Origin of the sequence: Corynebacterium mycetoides (assembly GCF_900103625.1) — a bacterium.
GTDB classification, from domain to species: domain Bacteria; phylum Actinomycetota; class Actinomycetes; order Mycobacteriales; family Mycobacteriaceae; genus Corynebacterium; species Corynebacterium mycetoides.
In genome coordinates, this window is sequence record NZ_LT629700.1 from 1,906,172 (window position 1) to 1,930,476 (window position 24,305).

General features: G+C 66.7%; 21 protein-coding genes and 4 tRNA genes. 23 read left to right on the top strand and 2 right to left on the bottom strand.

From position 1 onward, the window contains the following. The first annotated feature begins 2 nt into the window (after positions 1 to 2). The 7 genes from BLS40_RS09185 (at position 3) to BLS40_RS09215 (ending at position 7,163) form a co-directional block, all read left to right on the top strand. Positions 3 to 947 carry an o-succinylbenzoate synthase gene (locus tag BLS40_RS09185; protein WP_092151482.1) on the top strand — a complete coding sequence of 315 codons (945 nt, stop codon included), beginning with the start codon at positions 3 to 5 and terminating at the stop codon, positions 945 to 947. 73 nt (positions 948 to 1,020) lie between these two features. After that, the gene (locus tag BLS40_RS09190) at positions 1,021 to 2,607 is read left to right on the top strand and encodes an SLC13 family permease (protein ID WP_092151484.1); all 1,587 of its coding nucleotides are present in this window, start codon (positions 1,021 to 1,023) and stop codon (positions 2,605 to 2,607) included. Positions 2,608 to 2,617: 10 nt separating this feature from the next. After that, positions 2,618 to 3,133, top strand: coding sequence for a hypothetical protein (locus tag BLS40_RS09195; protein WP_157672470.1), 516 nt, complete (start codon positions 2,618 to 2,620; stop codon positions 3,131 to 3,133). Between the two features lie 4 nt (positions 3,134 to 3,137). Continuing rightward, positions 3,138 to 4,763: a 2-succinyl-5-enolpyruvyl-6-hydroxy-3-cyclohexene-1-carboxylic-acid synthase gene (gene menD / locus BLS40_RS09200; RefSeq protein WP_092151489.1), complete on the top strand. Its 1,626-nt coding sequence runs from the start codon at positions 3,138 to 3,140 to the stop codon at positions 4,761 to 4,763. A 59-nt stretch (positions 4,764 to 4,822) separates the two neighbouring features. Further along, positions 4,823 to 5,197 carry a DUF3592 domain-containing protein gene (locus BLS40_RS09205; protein WP_231908560.1) on the top strand — a complete coding sequence of 125 codons (375 nt, stop codon included), beginning with the start codon at positions 4,823 to 4,825 and terminating at the stop codon, positions 5,195 to 5,197. Positions 5,198 to 5,253: 56 nt separating this feature from the next. Then, entirely contained in the window at positions 5,254 to 6,462 is a 1,209-nt protein-coding gene (locus BLS40_RS09210) for a glycosyltransferase family 4 protein (RefSeq protein ID WP_092151493.1), read from the top strand. Positions 6,463 to 6,473: 11 nt separating this feature from the next. After that, positions 6,474 to 7,163, top strand: a complete 690-nt coding sequence (locus BLS40_RS09215) for a demethylmenaquinone methyltransferase (protein WP_092151495.1) — start codon at positions 6,474 to 6,476, stop codon at positions 7,161 to 7,163. On the opposite strand, the gene BLS40_RS09220 is transcribed toward BLS40_RS09215, so the two are convergent. Continuing rightward, entirely contained in the window at positions 7,160 to 8,389 is a 1,230-nt protein-coding gene (locus tag BLS40_RS09220; protein ID WP_231908440.1) for a geranylgeranyl reductase family protein, read from the bottom strand. The two genes, BLS40_RS09215 and BLS40_RS09220, sit on opposite strands and share 4 nt — an antisense overlap. Positions 8,390 to 8,520: 131 nt before the next feature. Here BLS40_RS09220 and BLS40_RS09225 point away from each other — a divergent pair, with 131 nt between their 5' ends. From BLS40_RS09225 to rplL, 13 genes are all read left to right on the top strand, one after another. After that, positions 8,521 to 9,537, top strand: a complete 1,017-nt coding sequence (locus tag BLS40_RS09225) for a polyprenyl synthetase family protein (RefSeq protein WP_092151499.1) — start codon at positions 8,521 to 8,523, stop codon at positions 9,535 to 9,537. A gap of 63 nt (positions 9,538 to 9,600) precedes the next feature. Then, positions 9,601 to 9,682: transfer RNA gene (locus tag BLS40_RS09230), tRNA-Tyr, on the top strand. A 219-nt stretch (positions 9,683 to 9,901) separates the two neighbouring features. Further along, positions 9,902 to 9,974 (top strand) — tRNA-Thr (locus tag BLS40_RS09235). Positions 9,975 to 10,009: 35 nt separating this feature from the next. Beyond that, positions 10,010 to 10,081 (top strand) — tRNA-Met (locus tag BLS40_RS09240). A gap of 63 nt (positions 10,082 to 10,144) precedes the next feature. Further along, a tRNA-Trp gene (locus BLS40_RS09245) sits at positions 10,145 to 10,220 on the top strand. 24 nt (positions 10,221 to 10,244) lie between these two features. Continuing rightward, positions 10,245 to 10,574, top strand: coding sequence for a preprotein translocase subunit SecE (gene secE / locus BLS40_RS09250; RefSeq protein ID WP_092151501.1), 330 nt, complete (start codon positions 10,245 to 10,247; stop codon positions 10,572 to 10,574). A 137-nt stretch (positions 10,575 to 10,711) separates the two neighbouring features. Continuing rightward, positions 10,712 to 11,578 carry a transcription termination/antitermination protein NusG gene (gene nusG / locus BLS40_RS09255; RefSeq protein ID WP_092151503.1) on the top strand — a complete coding sequence of 289 codons (867 nt, stop codon included), beginning with the start codon at positions 10,712 to 10,714 and terminating at the stop codon, positions 11,576 to 11,578. Between the two features lie 178 nt (positions 11,579 to 11,756). Continuing rightward, entirely contained in the window at positions 11,757 to 12,185 is a 429-nt protein-coding gene (gene rplK, locus BLS40_RS09260) for a 50S ribosomal protein L11 (RefSeq protein WP_092151505.1), read from the top strand. Between the two features lie 81 nt (positions 12,186 to 12,266). Next, positions 12,267 to 12,977, top strand: coding sequence for a 50S ribosomal protein L1 (gene rplA / locus BLS40_RS09265; RefSeq protein ID WP_092151507.1), 711 nt, complete (start codon positions 12,267 to 12,269; stop codon positions 12,975 to 12,977). 281 nt (positions 12,978 to 13,258) lie between these two features. After that, on the top strand, positions 13,259 to 13,621 hold the full coding sequence (locus BLS40_RS09270) for a choice-of-anchor M domain-containing protein (RefSeq protein ID WP_157672471.1): 363 nt from the start codon (positions 13,259 to 13,261) through the stop codon (positions 13,619 to 13,621). A gap of 30 nt (positions 13,622 to 13,651) precedes the next feature. After that, on the top strand, positions 13,652 to 15,769 hold the full coding sequence (locus tag BLS40_RS11115) for a choice-of-anchor M domain-containing protein (RefSeq protein WP_092151511.1): 2,118 nt from the start codon (positions 13,652 to 13,654) through the stop codon (positions 15,767 to 15,769). 235 nt (positions 15,770 to 16,004) lie between these two features. Next, on the top strand, positions 16,005 to 16,526 hold the full coding sequence (gene rplJ, locus BLS40_RS09280; RefSeq protein WP_092151513.1) for a 50S ribosomal protein L10: 522 nt from the start codon (positions 16,005 to 16,007) through the stop codon (positions 16,524 to 16,526). Positions 16,527 to 16,596: 70 nt separating this feature from the next. Then, entirely contained in the window at positions 16,597 to 16,986 is a 390-nt protein-coding gene (gene rplL / locus BLS40_RS09285; RefSeq protein ID WP_092151515.1) for a 50S ribosomal protein L7/L12, read from the top strand. Positions 16,987 to 17,067: 81 nt separating this feature from the next. Here rplL and BLS40_RS09290 read toward each other — a convergent pair whose 3' ends face one another. After that, positions 17,068 to 17,859, bottom strand: coding sequence for an SDR family oxidoreductase (locus tag BLS40_RS09290; RefSeq protein ID WP_092151517.1), 792 nt, complete (start codon positions 17,857 to 17,859; stop codon positions 17,068 to 17,070). An 80-nt stretch (positions 17,860 to 17,939) separates the two neighbouring features. Here BLS40_RS09290 and BLS40_RS09295 point away from each other — a divergent pair, with 80 nt between their 5' ends. The 3 genes from BLS40_RS09295 to rpoB all read left to right on the top strand — a co-directional run bounded on the left by BLS40_RS09295 (position 17,940) and on the right by rpoB (position 24,242). Beyond that, positions 17,940 to 19,439 carry a succinic semialdehyde dehydrogenase gene (locus BLS40_RS09295; protein ID WP_092151519.1) on the top strand — a complete coding sequence of 500 codons (1,500 nt, stop codon included), beginning with the start codon at positions 17,940 to 17,942 and terminating at the stop codon, positions 19,437 to 19,439. 25 nt (positions 19,440 to 19,464) lie between these two features. Beyond that, positions 19,465 to 20,415: a DUF3068 domain-containing protein gene (locus BLS40_RS09300; RefSeq protein ID WP_092151521.1), complete on the top strand. Its 951-nt coding sequence runs from the start codon at positions 19,465 to 19,467 to the stop codon at positions 20,413 to 20,415. A 329-nt stretch (positions 20,416 to 20,744) separates the two neighbouring features. Then, the gene (gene rpoB, locus BLS40_RS09305; protein WP_092152256.1) at positions 20,745 to 24,242 is read left to right on the top strand and encodes a DNA-directed RNA polymerase subunit beta; all 3,498 of its coding nucleotides are present in this window, start codon (positions 20,745 to 20,747) and stop codon (positions 24,240 to 24,242) included. Positions 24,243 to 24,305: the final 63 nt, after the last annotated feature.

The window sequence follows — 24,305 nt, forward strand, 5'->3', positions numbered from 1 at the left end:
GCATGCAACCCACCCTCGATGACGTTGTAGAGCGCGCCCACGTGGTCGCTCTCCCGATGGCGGTGCGTTTCCGGGGCGTCGATACGCGCGAAGCCTTGCTTATCGACGGCCCCGCGGGCTGGGGCGAATTCTCCCCATTCCTGGAGTACGGGCCGGAAGAATCGGCCTCCTGGCTCGCGTCCGGTATCGAGGCCGCGTTCGAGGGCCTGCCGGCCGCCGACGGCTGGGTGGAGGTCAACGGGACGGTCCCGGCAGTGGCGCCGGGCGAGGTTGAGTCGGTGCTCGAGCGCTTCGAGGGGGTGCGCACCTTCAAAATCAAGGTGGCGGAGACCGGGCAATCGCTTGACGACGACATCGCCCGCGTCGCCACCGTCCGCGCCCTGCGCCCGGACGCGACGCTGCGCGTGGACGCGAACCGCGGGTGGAGCGTGGATGAGGCTGTCGCCGCCGCGCGCGCACTGGGAGAGCTCGAGTACATCGAGCAGCCCTGCGCCACGGTGGAGGAGCTGGCGCGGGTGCGCGAGCTCGTGGACACCCCGATCGCCGCCGACGAGTCCATCCGCCGCGCCGCGGACCCGTACCGGGTATCCACGCTGGGGGCCGCGGATGTGGCCGTGGTCAAGGCCGCGCCGCTGGGCGGGGTGCGCGCGCTGCTGCGCATCAGCGCCGAGCTCGGGCTGGACGTGACGGTGGCCAGCGCGCTGGACACCTCCGTGGGCATCGGGGCCGGCCTGGTGGCCGCCAAGCTCACGGGGTCGCGGCCGGCGGGGCTGGCCACCCAGCGCCTGTTCGTCGAGGATGTTGCCGCCCCGCGAGAGCTTGTCGACGGCCGCCTGGCCGTACGCGACCTCCCTCCCGACCCGGATCGCCTACACGCGCTGCGCGCGCCGCGCGAGCGCCGCGAGTGGTGGCTGCGCCGCGTGCGGGAATGCTTCGCATACTTATAAGGGGTAGTGGAGATTCGCTGTATTTATGTAGGCGAACTTAAACTGTGGTGGAAATTTCCTACATGTTGAAGGGATGCCCGTGTCCACCACAGTTTCTGACCGCCAGACTGTCTTGTCTGACGGCGATCTCGCCAAAGCCCCCGACCCCAAAGAGTGGCGCCGCCAGCTCATCGGGCTCATCGGCGGCGTCCTGCTCGCCGCGATCGTCTACGTCATCTTCCCGGAGGGGGCTCCCGAGACGGTCGCCCAGTCCGCGGGCGCGACAGAGGGCACCGAGTACTCCGCCCAGGCCATGCGCGTCGTGGCAGCCACGACCGTCCTCATGGCCGTGTGGTGGATGACGGAGGCGCTCCCGCTGGCCGCCACCGCGCTGCTGCCGATCGCGATTTTCCCGCTCGCGGCGGTCGCCCCGTTCTCGGCGGTGGCCTCCCCGTACGCGTCGTCGACAATCTTTCTGTTCCTCGGCGGCTTCCTCATGGCGCTCGGCCTGCAGCGCTGGAACCTGCACCGTCGTCTAGCCCTCGCGGTGGTCTCTGTGGTGGGAACCAGCCCGAAGCGCATCGTGCTCGGGTTCATGATCGCCACGGGGTTCATGTCTATGTGGGTTTCCAACACCGCCACCGCCGTCGTCATGCTCCCGATCGGCGTGTCCGTGCTCGCGCTGACAGCCGACTCCGTGGGCGGGATGGCCAACCAGAAGAATTTCGCCACCGCGCTCATGCTCGCTACCGCCTACTCGGCATCCATCGGCTCCCTGGGAACGCTGATCGGCACCCCGCCGAACGCGCTGCTCGCCGGCTACATGAAGGAGGCGCACGGCGTCACGATCGGCTTCGGCCAGTGGATGCTCGTCGGCATGCCGGTCGCGATCGTGTTCACCGTGCTCGCCTGGCTGGTGCTGATCACGGTGTTCGCGCCGGAAATCGACGAGATCCCCGGCGGCAGGGCGCTCATCCGGGAGGAAATGGACAAGCTGGGCAAGTGGAACTTCGCGCAGGTCGCCGTCGGTGTCATCTTCCTGCTGGCCGCGCTCGCCTGGATTGCCATCCCGCTGGCCCGCGACTACTTCGGCTGGGACTTCCCCTACGACGATGCCGTCGTCGGCATCATCGCGGGGCTGCTCATGTTCGCTGTCCCGGTGGAGAAGAGCGGCAAGCGCATCATCGACTGGAAGACGGCCTCGGAGGTCCCCTGGGACGTGCTGATCCTCTTCGGCGGCGGGCTATCGCTCTCGGCTATGTTCACCGCCACCGGGCTGTCCCTGTGGATCGGCGAGGCCGCGAAGAACCTGTCCGCTCTCCCGGTCTTCCTGCTTATCCTCGCGGTGTCTGCGCTGGTGCTGGGGCTCACGGAGCTGACCTCCAACACCGCCACGGCCGCGACATTCCTGCCCATCATGGGCGGAGTGGCCGTGGGCATCGGCCTGACCCAGGGCGGTGACATCAACGTGCTGCTGCTGGCCATTCCGGTAGCGCTCTCGGCCACCTGCGCCTTCATGCTCCCGGTGGCTACACCGCCCAACGCCATCGCGTACTCCTCCGGCTACGTCACCATGGGGCAGATGCTCAAGGGAGGCATCTGGCTCAACCTCATCGTGCTGGTGCTCATCTCGCTGGCCACCTACTTCATCGCCGTGCCGGTGTTCGGCCTGACCGTCTAGGCCCGCGCTAGTGTTGAGTCCCATGGACTCCAACGAGACCCGCCAATTCGGGCGCCAGCAACCGCAGGAACCGCCACAACCGCCCCGCCGACCCCAGCAGTACTTCCCGGACCCGGCCGAGGCGCAATGGGAAGAGCCCCAGTACGACGCTGAGCCGGTCTACGACACGCCCGCCCCGCGCGAGAGCCGTGAGAACCGTGAGAATCAGGGCGCGGGCACGGCCGCGGTCGCGCTCGGCGTGATCGCCGCCGTCGCGACGGCGGCGGCGGCGCTGTTCATGTTCCTGTGGCGCGGTGCGGCGGAGGAGGCGAACCGGCCGCCGGTGACCCAGACGGTAACGAGCACGCAGCTGGCCACGACGACGGTGACTACGACCAGCCGCCCCGCGCTGCCAACCGCGCTGCCGACGCAGCTGCCGTCTGATTTGCCGACCGCGCTGCCGACGGAGCTTCCCACGGAGCTGCCGCCGGACGTGCGCGACAACGTCGACGGGCTGCTCGAGAGCCTACTCAACGGGGGGCAGTAAGCGCATGTCACGCACCGAAAACACCGATAGCGTACAGCTGGCAACCTATGTGGTCGACCGTCTCGCCGAGCACGTCACCGACGTCGTGCTGAGCCCGGGATCGCGCAACTCGCCGCTGGCGTACGCTCTCCTCGCTCGCCGCGACATCGCGGTGCACGTGCGTATCGACGAGCGCGCCGCCGCGTTTACCGCGCTCGGCATGGCCCGGTTGCAGCGCCGTCACGTCGCCGTGGTGATGACCTCCGGCACTGCCGTGGCCAATGCGTACCCCGCCGTCATCGAGGCGCACATGTCGCACACCCCGCTGGCGGTGGTCAGCGCCGACCGGCCCGAGTACATGGTGGGGACGGGCGCGTCGCAGACGATCTGGCAGCAGGGGATCTTCGGGCGCTACGCGCGCACCCAGCACGTTTCCGCGCTTGGCGATGCCATTTCCTTCGACCCCGACCAGGTGCACGTCAACGTGGCGTTGGACACCCCGCTGGTGCCCGCCGCGCTGCCCGAGGCGGCCGGCGAGCCGCGCCGCGTCGGCCCGGGCAGGTTCGGGCGCCGCGCGTGGGCCGATCACGGCGACGTCCGCATCGACCTCGACCGCGACACCCTCGTCATCGCGGGCGACGAGGCGTGGGAGGTGCCCGGGCTCGAGCACGTGCCGACGATCGCGGAACCCACCGCACCCACCCCGTTCCACCAGGTGCACCCGCTGGCGGCGCGGTTCTTCGCCCAGCCCGAGGTGTCGGTGAGCCACGACGGCGGCGACTTCGCCGTCTCCACCAAGCCCGAGCAGGTCGTCGTGGTGGGCCACCCGACGCTGCACCGCGACGTGATGGCGCTGCTGGCGGACCCCGACATCGTAGTGATCGGCCTGTCGCGCACGGACACGTTCACGGACAACCCGCAGGTCCGCGGCTCGCGGGTGAACGCGACGGGCCAGCCCAGCGACACCTGGCTGAAGATCTGCGAGGCCGCCGGCGAGGTCGGCGCGCAGACGGTGCGCGACGCGCTCGCGGAAGAGCAGTACGGTTTCACCGGCCTGCACGTCGCCGCGGCGGTGGGGGATACCCTCGGGGTGGGCGACACGCTGGTGCTCGGCGCGTCTAACCCCGTGCGCGACGCCAGCCTGGTGGGACTCCCCTTCGACGGCGTGACCACCTTGGCTGCCCGCGGCGCCGCCGGCATCGACGGCACCGTCTCCCAGGCCGTCGGCGCGGCGCTAGCCACCCAGGCGCTGCACCCCGACGAGGTGCGCGCGCCGCGAACGGTGGCGCTGATGGGGGATGTGACCTTCCTCCACGACGTCGGGGGCCTGCTCATCGGCCCCGGCCAGCGCCACCCGGGCAACCTGACCATCGTGGTGGCCAACGACAACGGCGGCGGGATCTTCGAGACCCTCGAGGTGGGCGCGCCCGCGGTCCGCGGGGCATTCGAGGAAGCCTTCGGCACGCCTCACGACGTCGACATCGAGTCCATCGCGCGCGCCTATTCCGTTGAGTACGCCCGCGCCGAAAGCCTGCCGCAGCTTATCGACGCCCTCTTGGACGCCCAGGAAGCCCCCGCCCCCATCACCGTCATCGAGGCGCGCACTACCCGGGCCACGCGCCGCGACCTGGCTCAGCGGCTGCGCGCGTGAGTCAGATCAACTGGCGCCGCCGCCTGCTCCAGCTCGTGTTGGCGATCTACGCGTGCGCGATGCTGGGCGTGGTGGCGATGGTGGCGGGACCGGCGATCAACGACGCGCGGATCTCCGCCGCGCCGGGGCGCGGCATGGCCACCGTCACCGAGGTGGGGCCGCTGCGCACGTCCGTGGAATACCAGGACGAACAGGGCCGCTACCACTCCCCGCGCGCGGGGCTGCTGTACCCCTCCGGGCTCGGCGAGGGGCAACGCGTGTGGGTCACGTACTCCACCGCCGACCCGGAGCTGGTGAAGGTGCAGGGCCGCGGCTGGACGCTGGCCCTCATACCCGCGGCGTCGGTGGCGGTAGTTGCCACGCTGATTGCCTGGGGCGCGGGTGCGGGAGTGGATGCGTGGTGGAGGCGTCGAGAAGCGAAAGCCCTGCCGTAACCAGGAATTCACCTCTATTTTATTCAGCGGACAAAAGGGTATGGGAGGCTAGCCACATGCGAGTCGGAATTGTCGCGGAGTCGTTTCTCCCCAACATCAACGGAGTGACCAACTCCGTGCTGCGGGTTCTCGAGCACCTCAAAGAGGAGGGGCACGAGGCCATCGTCATCGCCCCGGGAGCGCGCGACTTTCAGGAGGAAGTGCCCGACTACCTGGGCTTTCCCATCGTGCGTGTGCCCACGGTGATGATCCCGCTGGTGGATTCGCTGCCGATCGGAGTGCCGTCAGCAACCATCGTATCCGCGCTGGCGAAGTTCGAGCCCGACGTCATTCACCTCGCCAGCCCCTTCGTCTTAGGGGGAGCGGGCATCTTCGCCGCGCTCCAGCTGGGAGTCCCCGCGGTGGGGCTGTACCAGACGGACGTCGCCGGCTTCGCCACCCAGTACCACGCCTCCGTGCTGGCCAACGTCGCGTGGGATTGGACGCGCAGCATCCACAACAAATGTGAGCTCACCCTGGCGCCCTCGTCGGAGGCGATCCGCGAGCTGGAAAGCCACGGCATCGAAAACGTGCACCACTGGGGCCGCGGCGTGGACACCGCGCTGTTCCACCCCCTCAAGCGCTCGGACACGCTGCGCCGCGCGTGGGACCCCACGGGGCGCAAGAAGATCGTCGGCTTCGTCGGCCGCCTCGCCTCCGAGAAGGGGGTGCACCGGCTCGCCCCTCTGGTGCGCGAGCCCGGAATCCAGCTCGTCATCGTCGGCGACGGACCCGAGCGGGCATGTTTAGAGGAGACCCTGCCCAACGCCGTCTTTACGGGCGCGCTCTCCGGCGAGGACCTCGCCCGCGCCTACGCCAGCCTCGACCTGTTCGTGCACACGGGCGAGTTCGAGACCTTCTGCCAGGCGATCCAGGAGGCGCAGGCCTCGGGCGTGCCCACCATCGGGCCTCGCGCCGGCGGCCCGGTGGACCTGATCACCGACGGGCACAACGGCCTCCTGCTGGACGTGGACACCTTCGAGCGCGACCTCCCCGACGCCGCGAACTACCTCCTGGACGGCGCCCGCCACGGCCAGCTCCAGGCCAACGCCCGACTCTCGGTGGCGGACAAGACGTGGCACTCGCTGTGCACCCAGCTCATGGGGTACTACCAGAAGGCGATAGACGGCTACAACCGCACGACGATCTCCCTTTTCGGCCGTTCGATTCTGTTGCCGCGCTGGGTGGAGCGGGCGCGCGGCAGGCGCCGCGCCGCGTCTGCGTAAAGTAGTGCCCTATGGCCAAGGCAGATCTGGAAAAGAAGCCCTTTGACGTCGCGGGGATGTTCGACGCGGTGGGCAAGAACTACGACATCACCAACACCGTGCTCTCCTTCGGCCTCGACCGGTACTGGCGCCGCCGCACCCGCGAGCGCCTCGCGCTGAAGCCCGGGGAGCGCGTCCTCGACCTCGCCGCCGGCACCGCGGTGTCCACCGTTGAACTCGGAAAATCAGGCGCGTGGGTCGTGGCCTGCGACTTCTCGCAGGGAATGCTCGCCGCCGGCAAGCAGCGCGACGTGCCCAAGGTTGTGGGCGACGCGATGCATCTGCCGTTTGCCGACAACACCTTCGACGCCGTGACCATCTCTTATGGCCTGCGCAACGTGCACGACTTCCGCGCCGGCCTGCGCGAGATGGCGCGAGTGACCAAGCCGGGCGGGCGCTTGGCCGTCAACGAGTTCTCCACCCCGGTGCTGCCCGGCTTCCGCGGCATCTACACCACCTATCTGCCGCTGGTTCTTCCGGCGCTGGCGCGGGTGTTTTCCTCGAACCCGGACGCCTACGAATACCTCGCGGAATCCATCCGGGCGTGGCCCGGCCAGGCCGAGCTCGCCCGCGAGATCAACCGCAACGGCTGGGAAGACGCCGGCTGGCAGGACCTAAGCGGCGGCATCGTCGCGCTCCACAGCGCCGTCAAACCCGCCTAGGCTACGCTCCACAGCGGGTCGCGCTTGGGGGAGAGCCGGCCTGCTGTGCGCCACGCGTACGAGATCAGGTCGCGGTCGTCCTCGGTGACCAGGTTGCCCATTAGCCGCGCCGCAGCGGGCATGATCCGCTTGCCGACGCCCCCTCTCAACGCCACCGGCCCCACGAGCGGCAGGAACTGGGGGTAGGTGAGCAGCCGCGCGGCGGTGCGCGCCAGAGTGAAGGCGTCGCCGTAGGCACGGCGCAGCTGCGCCGGCCAGGCGAGCGTGAGGTCCGCGCCTGCGGGCGAGGACGCGATCAGCCCCACCGCCATCTGCGCGGTTTCCAGACCGTAGTCGATCCCCTCCCCGTTGAGCGGGTTCACGCACGCCGCGGCGTCGCCGATGAGCGCCCAGTTGCGCCCGGCGACGTTGGACACGGCCCCGCCCATCGGCAGCAGCGCGCTCGCAACCGACGTTTCCGGGCCCAGCCCCCACGCCTCGCGCTGCTGCGCGGCGTAGGACGACAGCAGCTTCTTCGTGTTCACCTTCGCCGGGCGGGTGTCGGTGGACAGCGCCCCGCACCCGAGGTTGACGGTGCCGTCGCCGAGCGGGAAGATCCAGCCGTAGCCGGGCTGGATCGCTCCACCAGCGTCACGCAGCTCCACGTGCGAGTGCATCCACGGTTCCTGGGAGCGCGGCGAGGTGCAGTACGAGCGGGCGGCGATGCCGTAAACCTCGCCGCGGTGCCAGATCCGCCCGAGTTGCTTGCCAAAGGTCGAGCGAACCCCGTCGGCGACGATGACCCACTTCGGGCGCAGCGTGCCCGTGGGCGTCTCGATGCCGCTGATCGCGCCATCGGTGAACTCCACGCCCGTGGCGGGGGTGTTGTAGCGCACCTCGGCGCCGCTGAGGCGGGCGGCGTCGACCAGGGAGGCGTCGAAAAGCGCGCGCGGGCTGGCGGAGCCCTGCGTGCCGAAGCGGCTGGACGGCCATGCGGCGGTGACCTCGCCGCCGAAACCGTGCAGCTTCAGGCCGCGGTTGCGGTAGGCGGGCACCTCCACGCCGAGCTCGCGGAGCGCGTGCACAGCGCGCGGGGTGAGACCGTCGCCGCAGGTCTTGTCGCGGCCGGGGGCGGCTGCGTCGATAAGCAAGGTGGAAAAGCCCGCCCTCTGCGCCGCGATCGCCGCCGCCGCCCCCGCCGGGCCCGCGCCAACCACGACACATTCGTATTCAGTGCAGCTAGTCACAGTAGACCATTCTGGCACACCGCGGATCGCCTGCATTTCCTACCCGCTACCGCAGTGCGCGGCCGCGGTGGACTAGCGTAGGAGGGCGATCACTGTACTTTTACGGCACTTACACCCCAAGGACGACACCGATGACCCACGGGATCCAACCGGCACCCCGCCACGACTTATCCATGGACCTCGGCGACGCGGAACTGTCGGCGCGAGTCGCCGAAGGAATGCGCAAGGTTGAAGATCTGCTCATGGAGCGCCTCTCGGTGGGTGAGGACTTCGTCGTGGACAAAGTTACCCACCTCGCGGCCGCCGGCGGCAAGCGGTTCCGGCCGCTCGTGGCGCTGTTGTGCAGCGAGTTCGGGCCGAACCCGGGCGGCGAGAACACCATCAAGGGCGCCGTCGTCGCCGAGATGGTGCACCTAGCCACCCTCTACCACGACGACGTCATGGACGAGGCCGAGATGCGCCGCGGCGTGGAATCCGCCAACGCACGGTGGAGCAACACCGTGGCCATCCTCGCGGGCGACATCCTTTTCGCCCACGCCTCCGAATTGATGAGCGAGATCGACACCGAGACGGTCAAGCACTTCGCGGACACCTTCGGGCAGCTCGTCACGGGCCAGATGCGCGAGTCGGTCGGGCCGCGCGGCGGCGACGCGGTCGAGCACTACCTCAATGTGATCCGGGAAAAGACAGCAGTACTCATCGCGTCGGCCGCGCACTCGGGCTCCATGCACGCCGGGGCCACGCCCGAGGTGGTCGAGCGCTGCACCGTCATGGGTGAGGCCATCGGCATGGTCTTCCAGATCGTCGACGACATCATCGACATCTTCTCCGACTCGGAGCAATCCGGGAAAACCCCGGGTACGGATCTTCGCGAGGGCGTGTTCACCCTGCCCGTCCTCTACGCCCTGCGCGAGGAGTCCCCGGCGGGCGAGCAGCTGCGCACCATGCTCACGGGGCCGCTGGAGCGCGACGAGGACGTCGACTACGCCATCGAGCTGATCCGCCAGACCGACGGCCGGGCGAAAGCGCTCGACGTCGTGCGCTCCTACATAGCGACGGTGGAGGAGCAGCTCGACGCGCTGCCGGACTCCCCGGCCAACCGGGCGCTGCGCACCCTGTCCCAGCACACGGTGGACCGCGTCGGTTAAAACCCCTCGCGAGCTGCCAGTTTGCTGAATTGCGGCGGGGGTGTTGTATTGTTGTTCACGCACGCCAGGTTGCCCGAGCGGCCAAAGGGAGCGGACTGTAAATCCGTCGGCATTGCCTACAGAAGTTCGAATCTTCTACCTGGCACAGCACAGTGCACAGCACAATGAAAATGACCCACTGCTTCACAGCGAGGCGGTGGGTTTTTTCTTTTCCCGGGGCGTCGGATGGGGCGTCGGCAAGCATGCCCGCGCCGGGTCCGAATATGCCATGTGGCCTGCCGATTTGTGCGCGTCCACTATGTCGGGTTAGTCTTTCTAAGGCTTCAACGGAGCGGGCAGGAAAAGCCCACAACAAAGAGGCTGCGCCCCCTTAGCTCAGTCGGCAGAGCGTCTCCATGGTAAGGAGAAGGTCAGCAGTTCGATTCTGCTAGGGGGCTCTGTTGTTTGTCGGTCCTGTGGCTGGCAGGCACATGGCGGTGTAGCTCAGTGGTAGAGCAAGCGACTCATAATCGCTGTGTCGAGAGTTCAATTCTCTCCATCGCTACGTACCTTGGCTCTGGGCGCATGCGCCCGTGGTAGGGTAAGCGTACTGTTCACACAGTGCCCTAGGGGCGTGGCGCAATTGGTAGCGCAACGGTCTCCAAAACCGTAGGTTGCAGGTTCGAGTCCTGTCGCCCCTGCCACAGCTTCAACAACGAGGAGTTCTTGTGACGAACCCGCAAGGTCAGAACCCGGCGCAGCCGACTGGAAAGCGGCAGCTGCGCGGGGTTTCCTCTGTTTCCGCGGCCGCCGGGGCGGCGCCGGAGTCCCGGACCCCGGCGAAAGCCGAGCAGGCCGCGGACGACAAGGTCGGCGGCGGCGCCGGCGCCTTCCCCGGCGAGGTCGCCTCCGAAATGCGCAAGGTCATCTGGCCCACCGGGCGGCAGATGCTCAACTACACGCTCATCGTGTTCGCCTTCCTCATTGTCGTGACGGCGATTGTGTGGAGCGTCGACTGGGTCGCACGCTGGGCGGTTGAGCAAGTTCTCGTCCGTTAGCTATACTTTCACCCGTACGCGTCCCGCCGCCTCGAAAGAACCGAGGAGGGCGGGATAATTTATTGCCTCACTCCTGCCGATCGGTCTGAGCCGTGGGTAGGCTTGGGCGCAGAAGTCATAAGTTAGGAGAAAACGTCATGGCTGAAGACACCCCCGGCGAGATCGAGCAGAACGAGCAGGAGACGATCGACGAGGGCGCCCCCGTCGCCCCGGACGTGTCCCCCGAAGTCGAGCCGGATGCCGAGCCGGAACTCGAGCCCGGCGAGGAGGCCGCTGACGCAGTAGACGCATTGGACGCAGCGGACGCCGAGGCGGCCCTGAGCCTGGAGGGGGAGGCGGAGCCGGCCGACGCGGAGTACCGTCGCCGGCTGCGCGAATACACCAAGGAGCTGAAGAAGCTCCCGGGCGAGTGGTACATCATCCAGTCCTACTCGGGCTACGAGAACAAGGTGAAGACCAACCTGGACATGCGCATCCAGACCCTCGAGGTGGAGGACTCCATCTACGACGTCGTGGTCCCCATCGAGCAGGCCATCGAACTGAAGGACGGCAAGCGCAAGATGGTCAAGCGCAAGCTGCTGCCCGGCTACGTGCTCGTGCGCATGGACATGAACGACGCCGCGTGGTCCGTGGTCCGCGAGACGCCGGGTGTGACGTCGTTCGTCGGCAACGAGGGCAACGCCACGCCGGTGAAGCACCGCGACGTGGCCAAGTTCCTGCTGCCGAAGGAGCCGTCCGTGGTCGGCGAGTCGACCCAGAAGTCTTCCGCCAACGCCGAAGGCGAAACCGTCATTGCCATGCCGGAGCAGGAGTCCGCGCCGAAGCTGGCTCACGACTACCAGGTCGGCGAGGCCGTCACCATCCTCACCGGCGCGCTGGCGACCGTTTCCGCAACCATTTCGGAGATCGACCCGGAGACCGGCAAGATTCAGGCGCTCGTGTCCATCTTCGGCCGCGAGACCCCGGTCGAGCTGACCGCGGACCAGATCGAGCGCATCATGTAAGCATTTTGCTTTTCGACGCCTCAACAGCGTAAAGTCAAGCGTCGCGCATGCCGCACTGGTGGCACGCGCGACGTTTTTCGTTCATCATCCCCGGTGGCTCCCACGACGAACGGGGGCATCCGGAAGGGCGCGTTAAGCATCGTGGCGCGACCCCGTACCAAGGAATTGAGGTAATCCGATGGCAAAGAAGAAGGTCACCGGCCTGATCAAGCTGCAGATCGAGGCAGGCATGGCGAACCCGGCTCCGCCGGTCGGCCCGGCACTGGGTGCGCACGGCGTCAACATCGTCGAGTTCACCAAGGCGTACAACGCCGCCACCGAATCCATGCGCGGCAACATCATCCCGGTCGAGATCACCGTCTACGAGGACCGCTCCTTCACCTTCATCCTGAAGTCCCCGCCGGCCGCCAAGCTCCTGCTCAAGGCAGCTGGCCTGCAGAAGGGTTCCGGCGTCCCGCACACCCAGAAGGTCGGCTCCGTCACCTGGGAGCAGTGCAAGGAAATCGCCGAGACCAAGAAGGAAGATCTCAACGCCCGCGACATCGAGGCTGGCGCCGCGATCATCGCAGGAACCGCTCGCTCCATGGGCATTACCGTGGAAAAGTAAACGTCACGGACGTTTTTCACGTGGCAGGGCCGGCCAGGCCCGCACCACAGCTCCCTCACCTACATAAGAAGGAACCCAAACATGGCTAAGAAATCCAAGCGCTACGCCGAGCTCGAGGCGAAGGTGGACCGCGACAACCTGTACCACCCGCTCGACGCCGTCACCCTGGCGAAGGAGACCTCCTCCGACAAGTACGACGCAACCATCGACGTTGCGATGCGTTTGTCCGTGGATCCCCGCAAGGCCGACCAGCTGGTCCGCGGCACCGTCTCCCTGCCGAACGGCACCGGCAAGACCGTCCGCGTGGCCGTCTTCGCCGAGGGCGAGAACGCCACCAAGGCGGAGGAGGCCGGAGCTGACATCGTGGGCACCGACGCGCTGATCGAGCAGATCAACGCCGGGCAGCTCGACTTCGATGTCGCGATCGCCACCCCGGACCAGATGGCCAAGGTCGGCCGCGTGGCCCGCGTCCTCGGCCCCCGCGGCCTGATGCCGAACCCGAAGACCGGCACTGTGACCCCGGATGTGGCGAAGGCCATCTCCGACGTCAAGGGCGGCAAGATCGCTTTCCGCGTGGACAAGGCCGCCAACCTGCACGCGCTGATTGGCAAGGCGTCGTTCACCCCGGAGCAGCTCGCCGAGAACTACGGCGCGCTTCTGGACGAGGTCCTGCGTCTCAAGCCGTCGTCCGCCAAGGGCATCTACCTGAAGAAGATCACCGTCTCCGCCACCCAGGGCCCGGGTATCCCGGTGGATACCTCCGTGCAGAAGAACTACGCCACCAAGGCATAGCTCGCGCGTAGCTCGCGACCGGAAAGCCCCGCTTCGGCGGGGCTTTTTTCATGCCCGCTCCATGGGTCATCCCATTTGGGGGTAATTGCGTCCCCGGTTATCAAATGAAAACACTTATCAGTACTATCCCTCTTGCTTTCTTGGAAGAAGGGACGTTCCTGATGACGTTACAGTCCCCCCGCCAGTCAAAAGGGCGGGTTCTTGCCGTTATAGCGTGCGCCGTGGCGCTGGCCGGTGCCACCCCCGCGCTACCTCAAGCGAATGCCGATAGCGTATCCGTTATGGCAGCAAAGGCGTGCTCTCAACCGCTCCAGCCCATGATCAAGGACGACCGCTCCGTGCCGGCCCAGTGGCGGGATCCCTCCACCGTGGTGTTCGGGCTGGGCGATGCGGCGAAAACCACCCTCCCGGAAGCGGTCGGGCCCGTTCCAGCCGGCACCGCGTGGATGGTGGGCACTACCCAGCAGGCCGGCCTGCCGTGGATCGGAGCGAACACGCAGCACGAATCCCTCGGCGGCACCACCTCGGTGACGTGGACGTTAACCGGGTTCGAGGGGCCGGGCGCGATGGTCGTGTTCACCCAGGGTTCCCTCGGCCAGATCGTCGGCGAGGAGTGGTTCCGCGCCTCTGGCGGACAGGTCTAGGGCAAGCACACGATCCCCGCGAACTCGCACGTGCACCCCTCCTGGGTGTTCAGCGCGCCGGGCACGTACAAGGTGACCGTCGCGCAGACCGCCCACATGGCCAGCGGCGACGTCAACGGGACCACCCAACTGACCTTCAACATTGGCGGGCAGGGCAACGCGAACGAAGGGCACCTCGACGCCCGCGACGCCAACTCCGAGGGCACCGAGCTCTCGCGCATCGTCATCCCGGAGGAGCTGTACTTTCTGGGCACCCCCGGCGACACCGTCTGGACCGCCCCGCAGTCGGTGAAGTGGCTGGAGCAGTGGCGCCCGCTCTGGTCCGGCCTGGGCGCGTTCGACCCAGCGCACGAGCCCTCCACGGACGCCATCCCCACGACGTTTGTCAAGGACACGATGCAGTTCGACATGATCGACTTCCGCGGCCCGGGTGAGATGCAAATCTTCTTCCAGAACGCGGTTTGGCCGCCCGAACGCGTCTTCTCCAGCGGCGACCCGGCGCTGCGGACGGTGGACTACAAGGTCGGGGCCCACGGCCACTTCAACTGGACGTTCACTAAACCCGGCATCTACGCCATCACCTGGCAGGGGCGAGCGGAGCATGAGGACGGACAGGTGGAAAGGTCCGCCCCCGTCACCCAGTACTGGCTGGTGGGCGATGACCCGGACGTGGGGCTGAAGGAGGGAACCACGACCAACCTCAACCCGGTGACGAAGCGCGTCGACGGCACAGTCCCGACGCCGTCGCCCTCGCCGTCACCGGTGCCTTCGCCCACCCCGACGCCGTCGCCGGGCACCGCAACCGGGGTCGGCCGCTGCGACGCGATCGCCGCGCTCGCCACGAAACCGTCGGCGTTCATCGCGGCGGGCCACATGGACCTCGCGCTCGAGGACAACGGGGGCACGCTCGCACCTAGGCTTCACGACGACAGCGACCCGCGAAACCCGGTCTCACGGGAAAGCGGCACGTTCCTCTTCGAGGTGGGTGACAAAGCCCGCGTCGACGTCTCGGACCAGCTGAGAAACACCTTCCTCGGCGAGTTCAGCCGCATCTGGATGCTCCCGCAGGCGCAGGACCAGGAGCTGCCGTGGCTCGGCTTTTCGACGACCGCGCTGACAGAAAACAGCCTCAAGAGCGGCTCGACAGTGAACGTGTCCATGAAGGATGTTGAAGGCCCCGGGCACGTCATCACCTGGCACGAATCTATCGGGACGCTGGACAAAGAGCTGGACTCGCGAGACCCGTCGGCGCAGCTGAGTTACGGCCTGAACAACCACGACCACCAGGCCTTCGGCTTCACCGAGGAGGGCCTCTACACCGCAACATTCGTGTACTTGGGCGTGGCGGGCAACGGTCAGCCCTTCTCCGAGGAGCTGCGGGCCTCGTTCGCGGTGGGGCAGCAGGCAATCAATGACGCGCGGGCCTTCAAGGCGGCGAACTACTCCACTCTGCCCAGTAAGGGGCAGTGCACTACGAACCCGGGAACGTCGGACGGGGCGTCGACAAGCATGCCCGCCGACTCCCTGCCGCTGGCGCTCGCGCAGGGGTTCTGCGACATCGACAAGGCGCTGATCAACCTGGACAAGGAGGTGAGCCCGGTGATCGCGCAGTTCCGCAAGCGGCCTGACGCCGCGAGCGCCCCCGCCCCCGCGCCTGCGGCGCCTGCCGTTGAGGCCTCTGCCCCGGCTCCCGCTGCGGCACTTGCTGCCCCCGCTCCCGCCGGAGGCCCGGCAGCCCCAGCACCGGCTGCAGCCCCAGCACCGGCTGCAGCACCGGCACCGGCAGCACCGGCTGCAGCACCGGCTGCAGCTCCGGCGCCTGCCCTGGAGGACGCCCCGGCTGATGCCGCACCCGCAGAGGTACCCGCCGACGACGCTCCTGTCGACGTCCCGGTTGAGGACGCCCCCGCCACCGGCGGGTCCGGCGTAGTGTCCTCCATCGACGGGTCGGGCACCGCCCCGGAGTCGGACTCCTACGACGCGGCATCCGAGGGCGTCACGGCCGGCGGTTTCTGGGCGGGGCTCGCCTTCGGCATCGGCGCGATGGCGCTCGTCGGCGGCGCGGTGCTGTTCGCTGCGGCGTGGCGCGCGCTGAGGGAGGTCCGCTCCCGCGGCGGCGATTTGGTGGGGGACCCATCGGTGGGCTAAGCTCGCCAACTGAAGTTTGAACGGGGGTAACGCCCCCGAGCTCAAGTTTCACCGAAGACCGTCGGTCACTCTCCCAGAAGAGTCTAAGGCTTCCCCTCCAGGGAACGGCCCACGCAGGAGAAACGTGGCCTACCTTGTGGCGCCCCGTGCTTCTGCACGGGGCGCCTTCGCTGTCACAGGCGGGCGCGTCCCGGGCGGATTGTAGGACATTACTTAGTGGAAGGAGGCGTGTGTCATGGCAAACCCGAAGAATACTGCCGAGCTGGCTGAGCTCAAGAACAAGTTCGAGCAGGCGAGCTCCGTCGTTCTCACCGAGTACCGCGGCCTTACCGTGGGTCAGCTCCAGGAGCTGCGCGGTGAGCTCGGTTTCGATGTCGAGTACCACGTCGCCAAGAACACCCTCGTCAAGATCGCCGCAAGCGAGAATGGCATCGAGGGTCTCGACGAGCTTCTGACCGGCCCGACCGCCGTCGCCTTCATCAAGGGCGAGGCAGTCGACGCCGCCAAGGTCATGAAGAAGTTCAACAAGGATCACGACGCGTTCGTGATCAAGGGCGGCTACATGGACGGCAACGTCCTGTCGGCAGCTCAGGTTGACGCCATCGCTGAGATGGACAACCGCGAGACCACCCTCGCCAAGATCGCAGGCGCTTTCCAGGGTTCCTTGGCCAAGGCTGCCGGCCTGTTCCAGGCTCCGGCATCCAAGACCGCCCGCATTGTCGCTGCGCTGCAGGACAAGCAGGGCGAAGCCGCGTAAAGCGCACCGTACATCTCCATAGCACATCCCCGGGCCGGCTGGGTCGGCCCACAAAAGAAAGGAAGCCGCAATGGCTAAGCTGTCTAAGGACGAGCTCATTGAGCAGTTCAAGGAAATGACCCTCATCGAGCTCTCCGAGTTCCTGAAGGAGTTCGAGGAGGTCTTCGACGTTACCGCCGCTGCTCCGGTTGCAGTTGCTGCCGCAGGCGCCCCGGCCGGTGGCGAGGCCGCCGCTGAGGAAGAGAAGGACGAGTTCGACGTCGTTCTCGAGGACGCTGGCGACAAGAAGATCGGCGTGATCAAGGCTGTCCGCGAGATCGTCTCCGGCCTGGGCCTGAAGGACGCCAAGGAAATGGTCGAGAGCGCTCCGAAGGCGATCCTCGAGGGCGCCAACAAGGACGACGCCGAGGCTGCAAAGGCCAAGCTCGAGGAGGCCGGCGCAAAGGTTACCCTCAAGTAATCTCGCCGCACTTCGCGCTGCCTAAAGCTCCCCGTCGGGTTTTCCCGGACCGGGGAGCTTTTCGCTTATCGACGCCTCCGGCTACCCGACGAGAATCTTCGTAACCAGGCGGCGCACAATGTCGGGGGAGAAGTCGGACAGGGCCTTGAGCACCTTGTCGGTGACGCTGACCCCGTGGTGGACGCGGAGTGTGTCATAGAAGCTCGGGTCGGCGAGGACACGTTGCGCGACGTCGGCCACGTCGGAGGCCTCGAGCCGGACGCCGAGGGTCCTGATGGAGCGGGCGTTAACCTCGGCGACCTTGGTTTTCGCCCACAGGGGAGCCAGGTCGTGCACGCGGATCCCGTCCCTCGCCCACTCCAGGCTCAGCGCCTCCGTCAGCCCCTTGACGTAGAACTTGGAGGCGGAGTACGTCGATATCTCCGGCTGGCCGTAAATGGCGGACGCCGAACTCATGGACACCATGACCGAGCCCTTCGTCTTTTTCAAGTACGGGTGGCAGGCCTTCGCCCCGTAGCTCACGCCGACGCAGTTGATGTCGCTGAGCCATTGAATGCGGTCGGGGTCCTGCTGCGCGATGCGGCCGTCGACAATCACGCCCGCGTTGTTGAAGAACGCGTCGAGCTCCCCGTCGGTGTGGGCCGTGAAGTCCCGCAGGGCCCTTTCCCAGTCGGCGAAACTGCGCACATCGAGGTGGCCGGTAACGAGCTGACCCTCATCGAGGTCGAGCCCGCGGTGCCACTCGGTGGGCACGATGTCGTAGCTGCCCACGACCCAGCCACGCTCGAGCATCTTCTTCGCGGTTTCCATGCCGATGCCGGACGCCCCACCGCTGATGAAGACGGCCTTTCTCCGGAAGCTTAGTTTTTCCATACGAACAGGATACAGCCCCAATTGGATATGTGTATATGGTGTTTGTAGGAACTTTTTTCCGACTGAAAGAGAAAGAGAAAATGACTCAGACACAAGCCCCTGCACGCAAGATGACCGACATCATCAACCCTCAGACGGGGGAGGTTATTACCCAGGTTCCCGCACACACCAAGGAAGATACGGCCGAGGTGTTTGAACGCGCCCGTCGAGCTCAGAAGCGCTGGGAGAAGACCAACTTCCGCAAGCGCCGCCAGATCTTCCTGAAGTTCCACAACCTCGTGATCGACAACCGCGAGCGGATCCTGGACACGATCCAGGGGGAGAACGGAAAGAACCGCCTCAGCGCTCTGGAGGAGGTCCTCGACGTCGCGATGAACTCCCGCCACTACGCTTACCGCGCCGGGAAGCTCCTCAAGCCGCAGAAGCGGCGTCCGGCCGTTCCCCTGTGGACGTCGACACGCGAAGAGTTCTCTCCCAAGGGAGTCGTCGGCGTGATCGCCCCGTTTAACTACCCGTTCAACCTGTCGCTCTCCGACGCGATCGCCGCGATGCTGGCCGGCAACGCGGTCGTGATTAAGCCCGACTCCCGCACGCCGATGTCGGCGATTCTGGGTGCGGAGCTGCTCGCCGAGGCGGGCCTGCCCGACGGCGTGTGCAACATCGTCACCGGCTCCGGTTCCGAGGTTGGCCAGGCGATCGCGGAGGAGTGCGACTTCCTGATGTTCACCGGATCCACCAAGACCGGGCAGTCGCTCGCCGAGCAGGTCGCGCCGCGACTGATCGACTACTCGATGGAGCTCGGCGGCAAGAACCCGCTGATCGTCGCCGACGACGCGGACATCGAGCGCGCCACCGACGGGGTGTGGGCGGCGTGCTTCGGCAACTCCGGCCAGCTGTGCATCTCGATCGAACGCATCTACGTCCACCGCGCCGTGGCCGACGAGTTCATCGCCGGCTTCGTCGACCGCGTCAAGCGGATGAAGGTCGGCGCCGGAACGAGCTGGGAGCTGGACATGGGCTCGCTCATCGATGTCGACCAGGTCGACGTCGTGGATAAGTTCGTCCAGGACGCTGTGTCCAAGGGTGCAACCGTGCTCACGGGAGGCAAGCGCCTGCCGGAGCTCGGCGAGACCTTCTACGCACCCACCGTGCTTACCGACGTCCCGGAGTCCGCGGACATGTACCGCAACGAGGTCTTTGGGCCTGTCGTCTACATCGAGGTCGTCGACTCCAACGAGGAGGCCGTGCGCCGCGCGAACGACACCGAGTACGGCCTGAACTCCTCCGTCTGGGCTAAGCCGTCGACTGGCAAGTGGCTCGCCTCCCAGATCGAGGCCGGAACCGTCAACATCAACGAGGGCTACGCCCCGTCCTGGACCGCACTCGATGCTCCCATGGGCGGCTGGAAGAACTCCGGCGTCGGGCGTCGCCACGGTGACGTCGGCATCACCAAGTACACGGAGTCGCGCAACGTGACCGAGACGAGGGTGATGAACGTGATTAACAACGACCTGCCGAGCGAGATGTGGTCGAACGTTCTGGCCACGACGCTGAAGCTGGGACGCGACATTATGCGCTAACGCGTCTGCGATACAATCGGCCACCATGCTCTCGAAGTCCCGAATTGTGGCGGCACTGGTGGCCGGTCTCGGCATCGCGCTGATCGTGGGCGGGCTTCTCGCTCCCCGGTTCCTCATCGGGGACGGGCGCCTGCCGCTGGATCTGGAGCACACCACGTGGACGGTCAAGGACGACGAGGGTTCCCACCTCGGCGAGACGGCGCCGGTGACGAGGCAGCTGCACATGGAGATCCAGAACCCGGCGAACGGGGACACGGCCAGCGTCAGGGTGGGGGAGACGGTGCGTGCCGGTGACGCCGCGAGCGACTTCGACAACTTGGTCACCGCGCAGACGTGGACATTTCCGATGGACCGCGTAAGCGGCGCACCGGTCGCCCCCATGCAGCTGTCCAACGTGATGATCCTGCCGGAGACCGAAATCGCCACCGACGCGCCGTGGCTCAAGCTGCCGTCGAACACGCGGCAGTCGACCTACGAGGTGTTCGACTCCACGCTGCGCGGGCCCGCCCCCGCGGTGTTCGCAGGCGAGGAGGAGGTCGCCGGCCGGACCATCTACCGCTACGAGCAACACATTGAGCCCACCAACCTGGCCCTGCGCTACGCGGATCCGCTCAACACCCGGATCGAGACCGACGCCGACGGGAACCAGACGCGGTTGTTCTTGTACTACGCGGCGTCGAGAAGCTTGCTGGTAGACCGCGTCTCCGGGCTCGTCGTCGGGGTCGCCGAAGACGTGGACACCTACTACGGCGACGCCGCGGGGCGGCGGGTGGATGACGTGCTGGCCTACCAGGGCAGCATGCCGGAAGAGCAGACGCAGGCGATGGTGTCCCAGCTGCGCGGAGTGTATTCGCAATCTCAGTCGCGCACCGCTACCATCGCTGTGATCTCCGTAGGCGCCCTGCTCGCGCTGGTCGGCTTAGTGGGGGCACTGCGGCCCGCGCGGGTTCGCGCGCGACGCGCGGCCGTGGAGTAGGGTGTGTCGGGAACCAGGCTGCTTGGTGGTAGAGTTCCCCGCGAATCCCCGCAAACGCGGACCCGCGCTGACGGCGCGCGGGCGAAAGAATCCCGTTAAATCGGGTGCTTTACATTATTCGCGGCGTGGTGTAAAGTCAGTCTTTGCGCTGGAAGCCGTCTTCAGCCGCTCTTGAAAACCTTGTGCAGTGTTACGGAAAATGTGACTTGACAAGGTTGCTTTGCGCATTCTGGGGACGGATCTTCCACAGCTGACCAAATGCTAATCTATCAGCGGAAACTCCCGGGGCGGCCACCACTGTGACCAGCTTCAAGGGGGGACCGCGTGAGGTGCTGGAAGGACCCAACTTGGCAGTCTCCCGCCAGACCATGTCAATGGCCAATATCCCCGGAGCTCCCGAACGTTACTCGTTTGCAAAGATCTCCGAGCCTGTGACCGTACCAGGGTTGCTCGACGTACAAAGCGAGTCCTTTGCATGGCTCGTCGGCACAGAGGAGTGGCGCGAGCGCCAGCGCGCGGAGCGCGGCGACGACGCCCGGATTACGAGCGGCCTCGAGGACATCCTCGACGAGATCTCGCCGATCCAGGATTACTCGGGCAACATGAGCCTGTCCCTGTCCGAGCCCCGGTTCGAGGAGATCAAGTACTCCATCGACGAGTGCAAGGAAAAGGACATCAACTACTCGGCTCCGCTGTACGTTACCGCGGAGTTCATCAACAACGACACCCAGGAGATCAAGTCTCAGACGGTGTTCATCGGCGACTTCCCGCTGATGACGGACAAGGGCACGTTCATCGTCAACGGCACGGAGCGCGTCGTCGTCTCCCAGCTCGTGCGTTCCCCGGGCGTGTACTTCGACGAGACCATCGACAAGTCCACGGAGCGCCCCCTGCACGCCGTGAAGGTCATCCCGTCGCGCGGCGCGTGGCTGGAGTTCGACGTCGACAAGCGCGACACCGTCGGGGTCCGCATCGACCGAAAGCGCCGTCAGCCGGTCACCGTGCTGCTGAAGGCGCTGGGCTGGACCACCGAGCAGATCACGGAGCGCTTCGGCTTCTCCGAGATCATGATGTCCACCCTCGAGTCCGACGGCGTGTCCAACACCGACGAGGCGCTGCTGGAGATCTACCGCAAGCAGCGCCCGGGCGAGCAGCCGACGCGTGACCTCGCGCAGTCCCTGCTGGAGAACTCCTTCTTCAAGGCGAAGCGCTACGACCTCGCGCGCGTCGGCCGCTACAAGGTCAACCGCAAGCTTGGCCTGGGCGGCGACCACGACGGTCTGATGACCCTGACCGAGGAAGATATCGCCACCACGCTCGAGTACCTCGTGCGCCTGCACGCGGGCGAGACCGAGATGACGTCGCCGACCGGGGAGATCATCCCGATCAACACCGACGACATCGACCACTTCGGCAACCGCCGTCTGCGCACCGTGGGCGAGCTGATCCAGAACCAGGTCCGCGTCGGCCTGTCGCGCATGGAGCGCGTCGTGCGTGAGCGCATGACCACGCAGGATGCGGAGTCGATCACTCCGACGTCTCTGATCAACGTGCGCCCGGTTTCCGCTGCGATCCGCGAGTTCTTCGGCACGTCCCAGCTCTCGCAGTTCATGGACCAGAACAACTCCCTGTCCGGCCTGACGCACAAGCGCCGCCTCTCCGCGCTCGGCCCCGGCGGCCTGTCCCGCGAACGTGCGGGCATCGAGGTCCGCGACGTGCACCCGTCCCACTACGGCCGCATGTGCCCGATCGAGACCCCGGAGGGCCCGAACATCGGCCTGATCGGCGCGCTCGCGTCTTACGCGCGCGTCAACGCGTTCGGTTTCATTGAGACTCCGTACCAGAAGGTCGTCGACGGCAAGCTGACCGATCAGATCGACTACCTCACCGCCGACGAGGAGGACCGCTACGCCATCGCGCAGGCGGCCACCCCGCTGGATGGCGAGCGCAACCTCGTCGGGGAGCGCATCGAGGTCCGTCTCAAGGACGGCGACATCGGAGTCGTCGGCGCCCACGGCGTGGACTACCTGGATATCTCCCCGCGCCAGATGGTCTCCGTCGCCACGGCGATGATTCCGTTCCTCGAGCACGACGACGCCAACCGCGCGCTCATGGGTGCCAACATGCAGAAGCAGGCTGTGCCGCTGCTGCGCTCCGAGGCCGCCTACGTGGCCACCGGCATGGAGCAGCGCGCCGCGTACGACGCGGGCGACACCGTGATCTCCCGCAAGGCCGGCGTGATCGAGGACGTCACCGGTGACTACATCACCGTCATGGACGACGACGGCATCCGCGACACCTACATGCTGCGCACCTTTGAGCGCACCAACCAGGGCACCTGCTACAACCAGACGCCGATCGTCAACGCGGGCGACCGCGTTGAGGCCGGCCAGGTCATCGCAGACGGTCCGGGCACGAAGAACGGCGAGATGGCTCTCGGCCGTAACCTGCTCGTCGCCTTCATGCCGTGGGAGGGCCACAACTATGAGGACGCCATCATCCTCAACCAGCGCGTGGTGGAGGAGGATATCCTCACCTCCGTGCACATTGAGGAGCACGAGATCGACGCCCGCGACACCAAGCTCGGTGCCGAGGAAATCACCCGTGAGATCCCGAACGTGTCCGAGGACGTGCTCAAGGATCTGGACGAGCGCGGCATCATCCGCATCGGCGCCGACGTGCGCGACGGCGACATCCTCGTGGGCAAGGTCACCCCGAAGGGCGAGACCGAGCTGACCCCGGAGGAGCGCCTGCTGCGCGCCATCTTCGGCGAGAAGGCCCGCGAAGTGCGCGACACCTCCCTGAAGGTGCCCCACGGCGAGACCGGCAAGGTCATTGCCGTGCGCCGATTCTCCCGCGAGGATGACGACGATCTGAGCCCGGGCGTCAACGAGATGATCCGCGTCTACGTCGCCCAGAAGCGCAAGATTCAGGACGGCGACAAGATGGCCGGCCGCCACGGCAACAAGGGCGTGGTGGGCAAGATCCTCCCGCAGGAGGACATGCCGTTCATGGCTGACGGCACTCCGGTGGACATCATCTTGAACACCCACGGCGTGCCGCGCCGTATGAACATCGGCCAGGTCCTCGAGGTCCACCTCGGGTGGCTCGCGCACGCCGGCTGGACCGTCAACCCGGACGACCCGGCCAACGCCGAGCTGCTTCAGACCCTGCCCGAGCACCTGTACGACGTCCCGCCGGAGTCGCTCACTGCCACCCCGGTGTTCGACGGTGCCAGCAACGAGGAGATCGCGGGCCTGCTCGCGAACTCGAAGCCGAACCGCGACGGCGACGTCATGGTCGACGGCAACGGCAAAACGATGCTTTTCGACGGCCGCTCCGGTGAGCCGTTCAAGTACCCCGTCTCCGTGGGCTACATGTACATGCTCAAGCTGCACCACCTGGTGGACGAGAAGATCCACGCCCGCTCCACGGGCCCGTACTCCATGATCACCCAGCAGCCGCTGGGCGGTAAGGCCCAGTTCGGCGGCCAGCGCTTCGGCGAGATGGAGGTGTGGGCCATGCAGGCGTACGGCGCCGCCTACACCCTGCAGGAGCTGCTGACCATCAAGTCCGACGACGTCGTCGGCCGCGTGAAGGTCTACGAGGCGATTGTCAAGGGCGACAACATCCCGGATCCGGGAATCCCCGAGTCTTTCAAGGTGTTGCTCAAGGAGCTGCAGTCGCTCTGCCTGAACGTGGAGGTGCTCACCGCCGACGGAACCCCGATGGAGCTCACCGGCGACGAGGACGATTTCGACCAGGCCGGTTCCTCCCTCGGCATCAACCTCTCGCGCGACGAGGGTGCAGCGGCTGACACGGCCTAGGCGCTAACGAACGCAACCGAAAGAAATTTATCCACACCGATCCTCCCCACGAGGGGGAGGTGA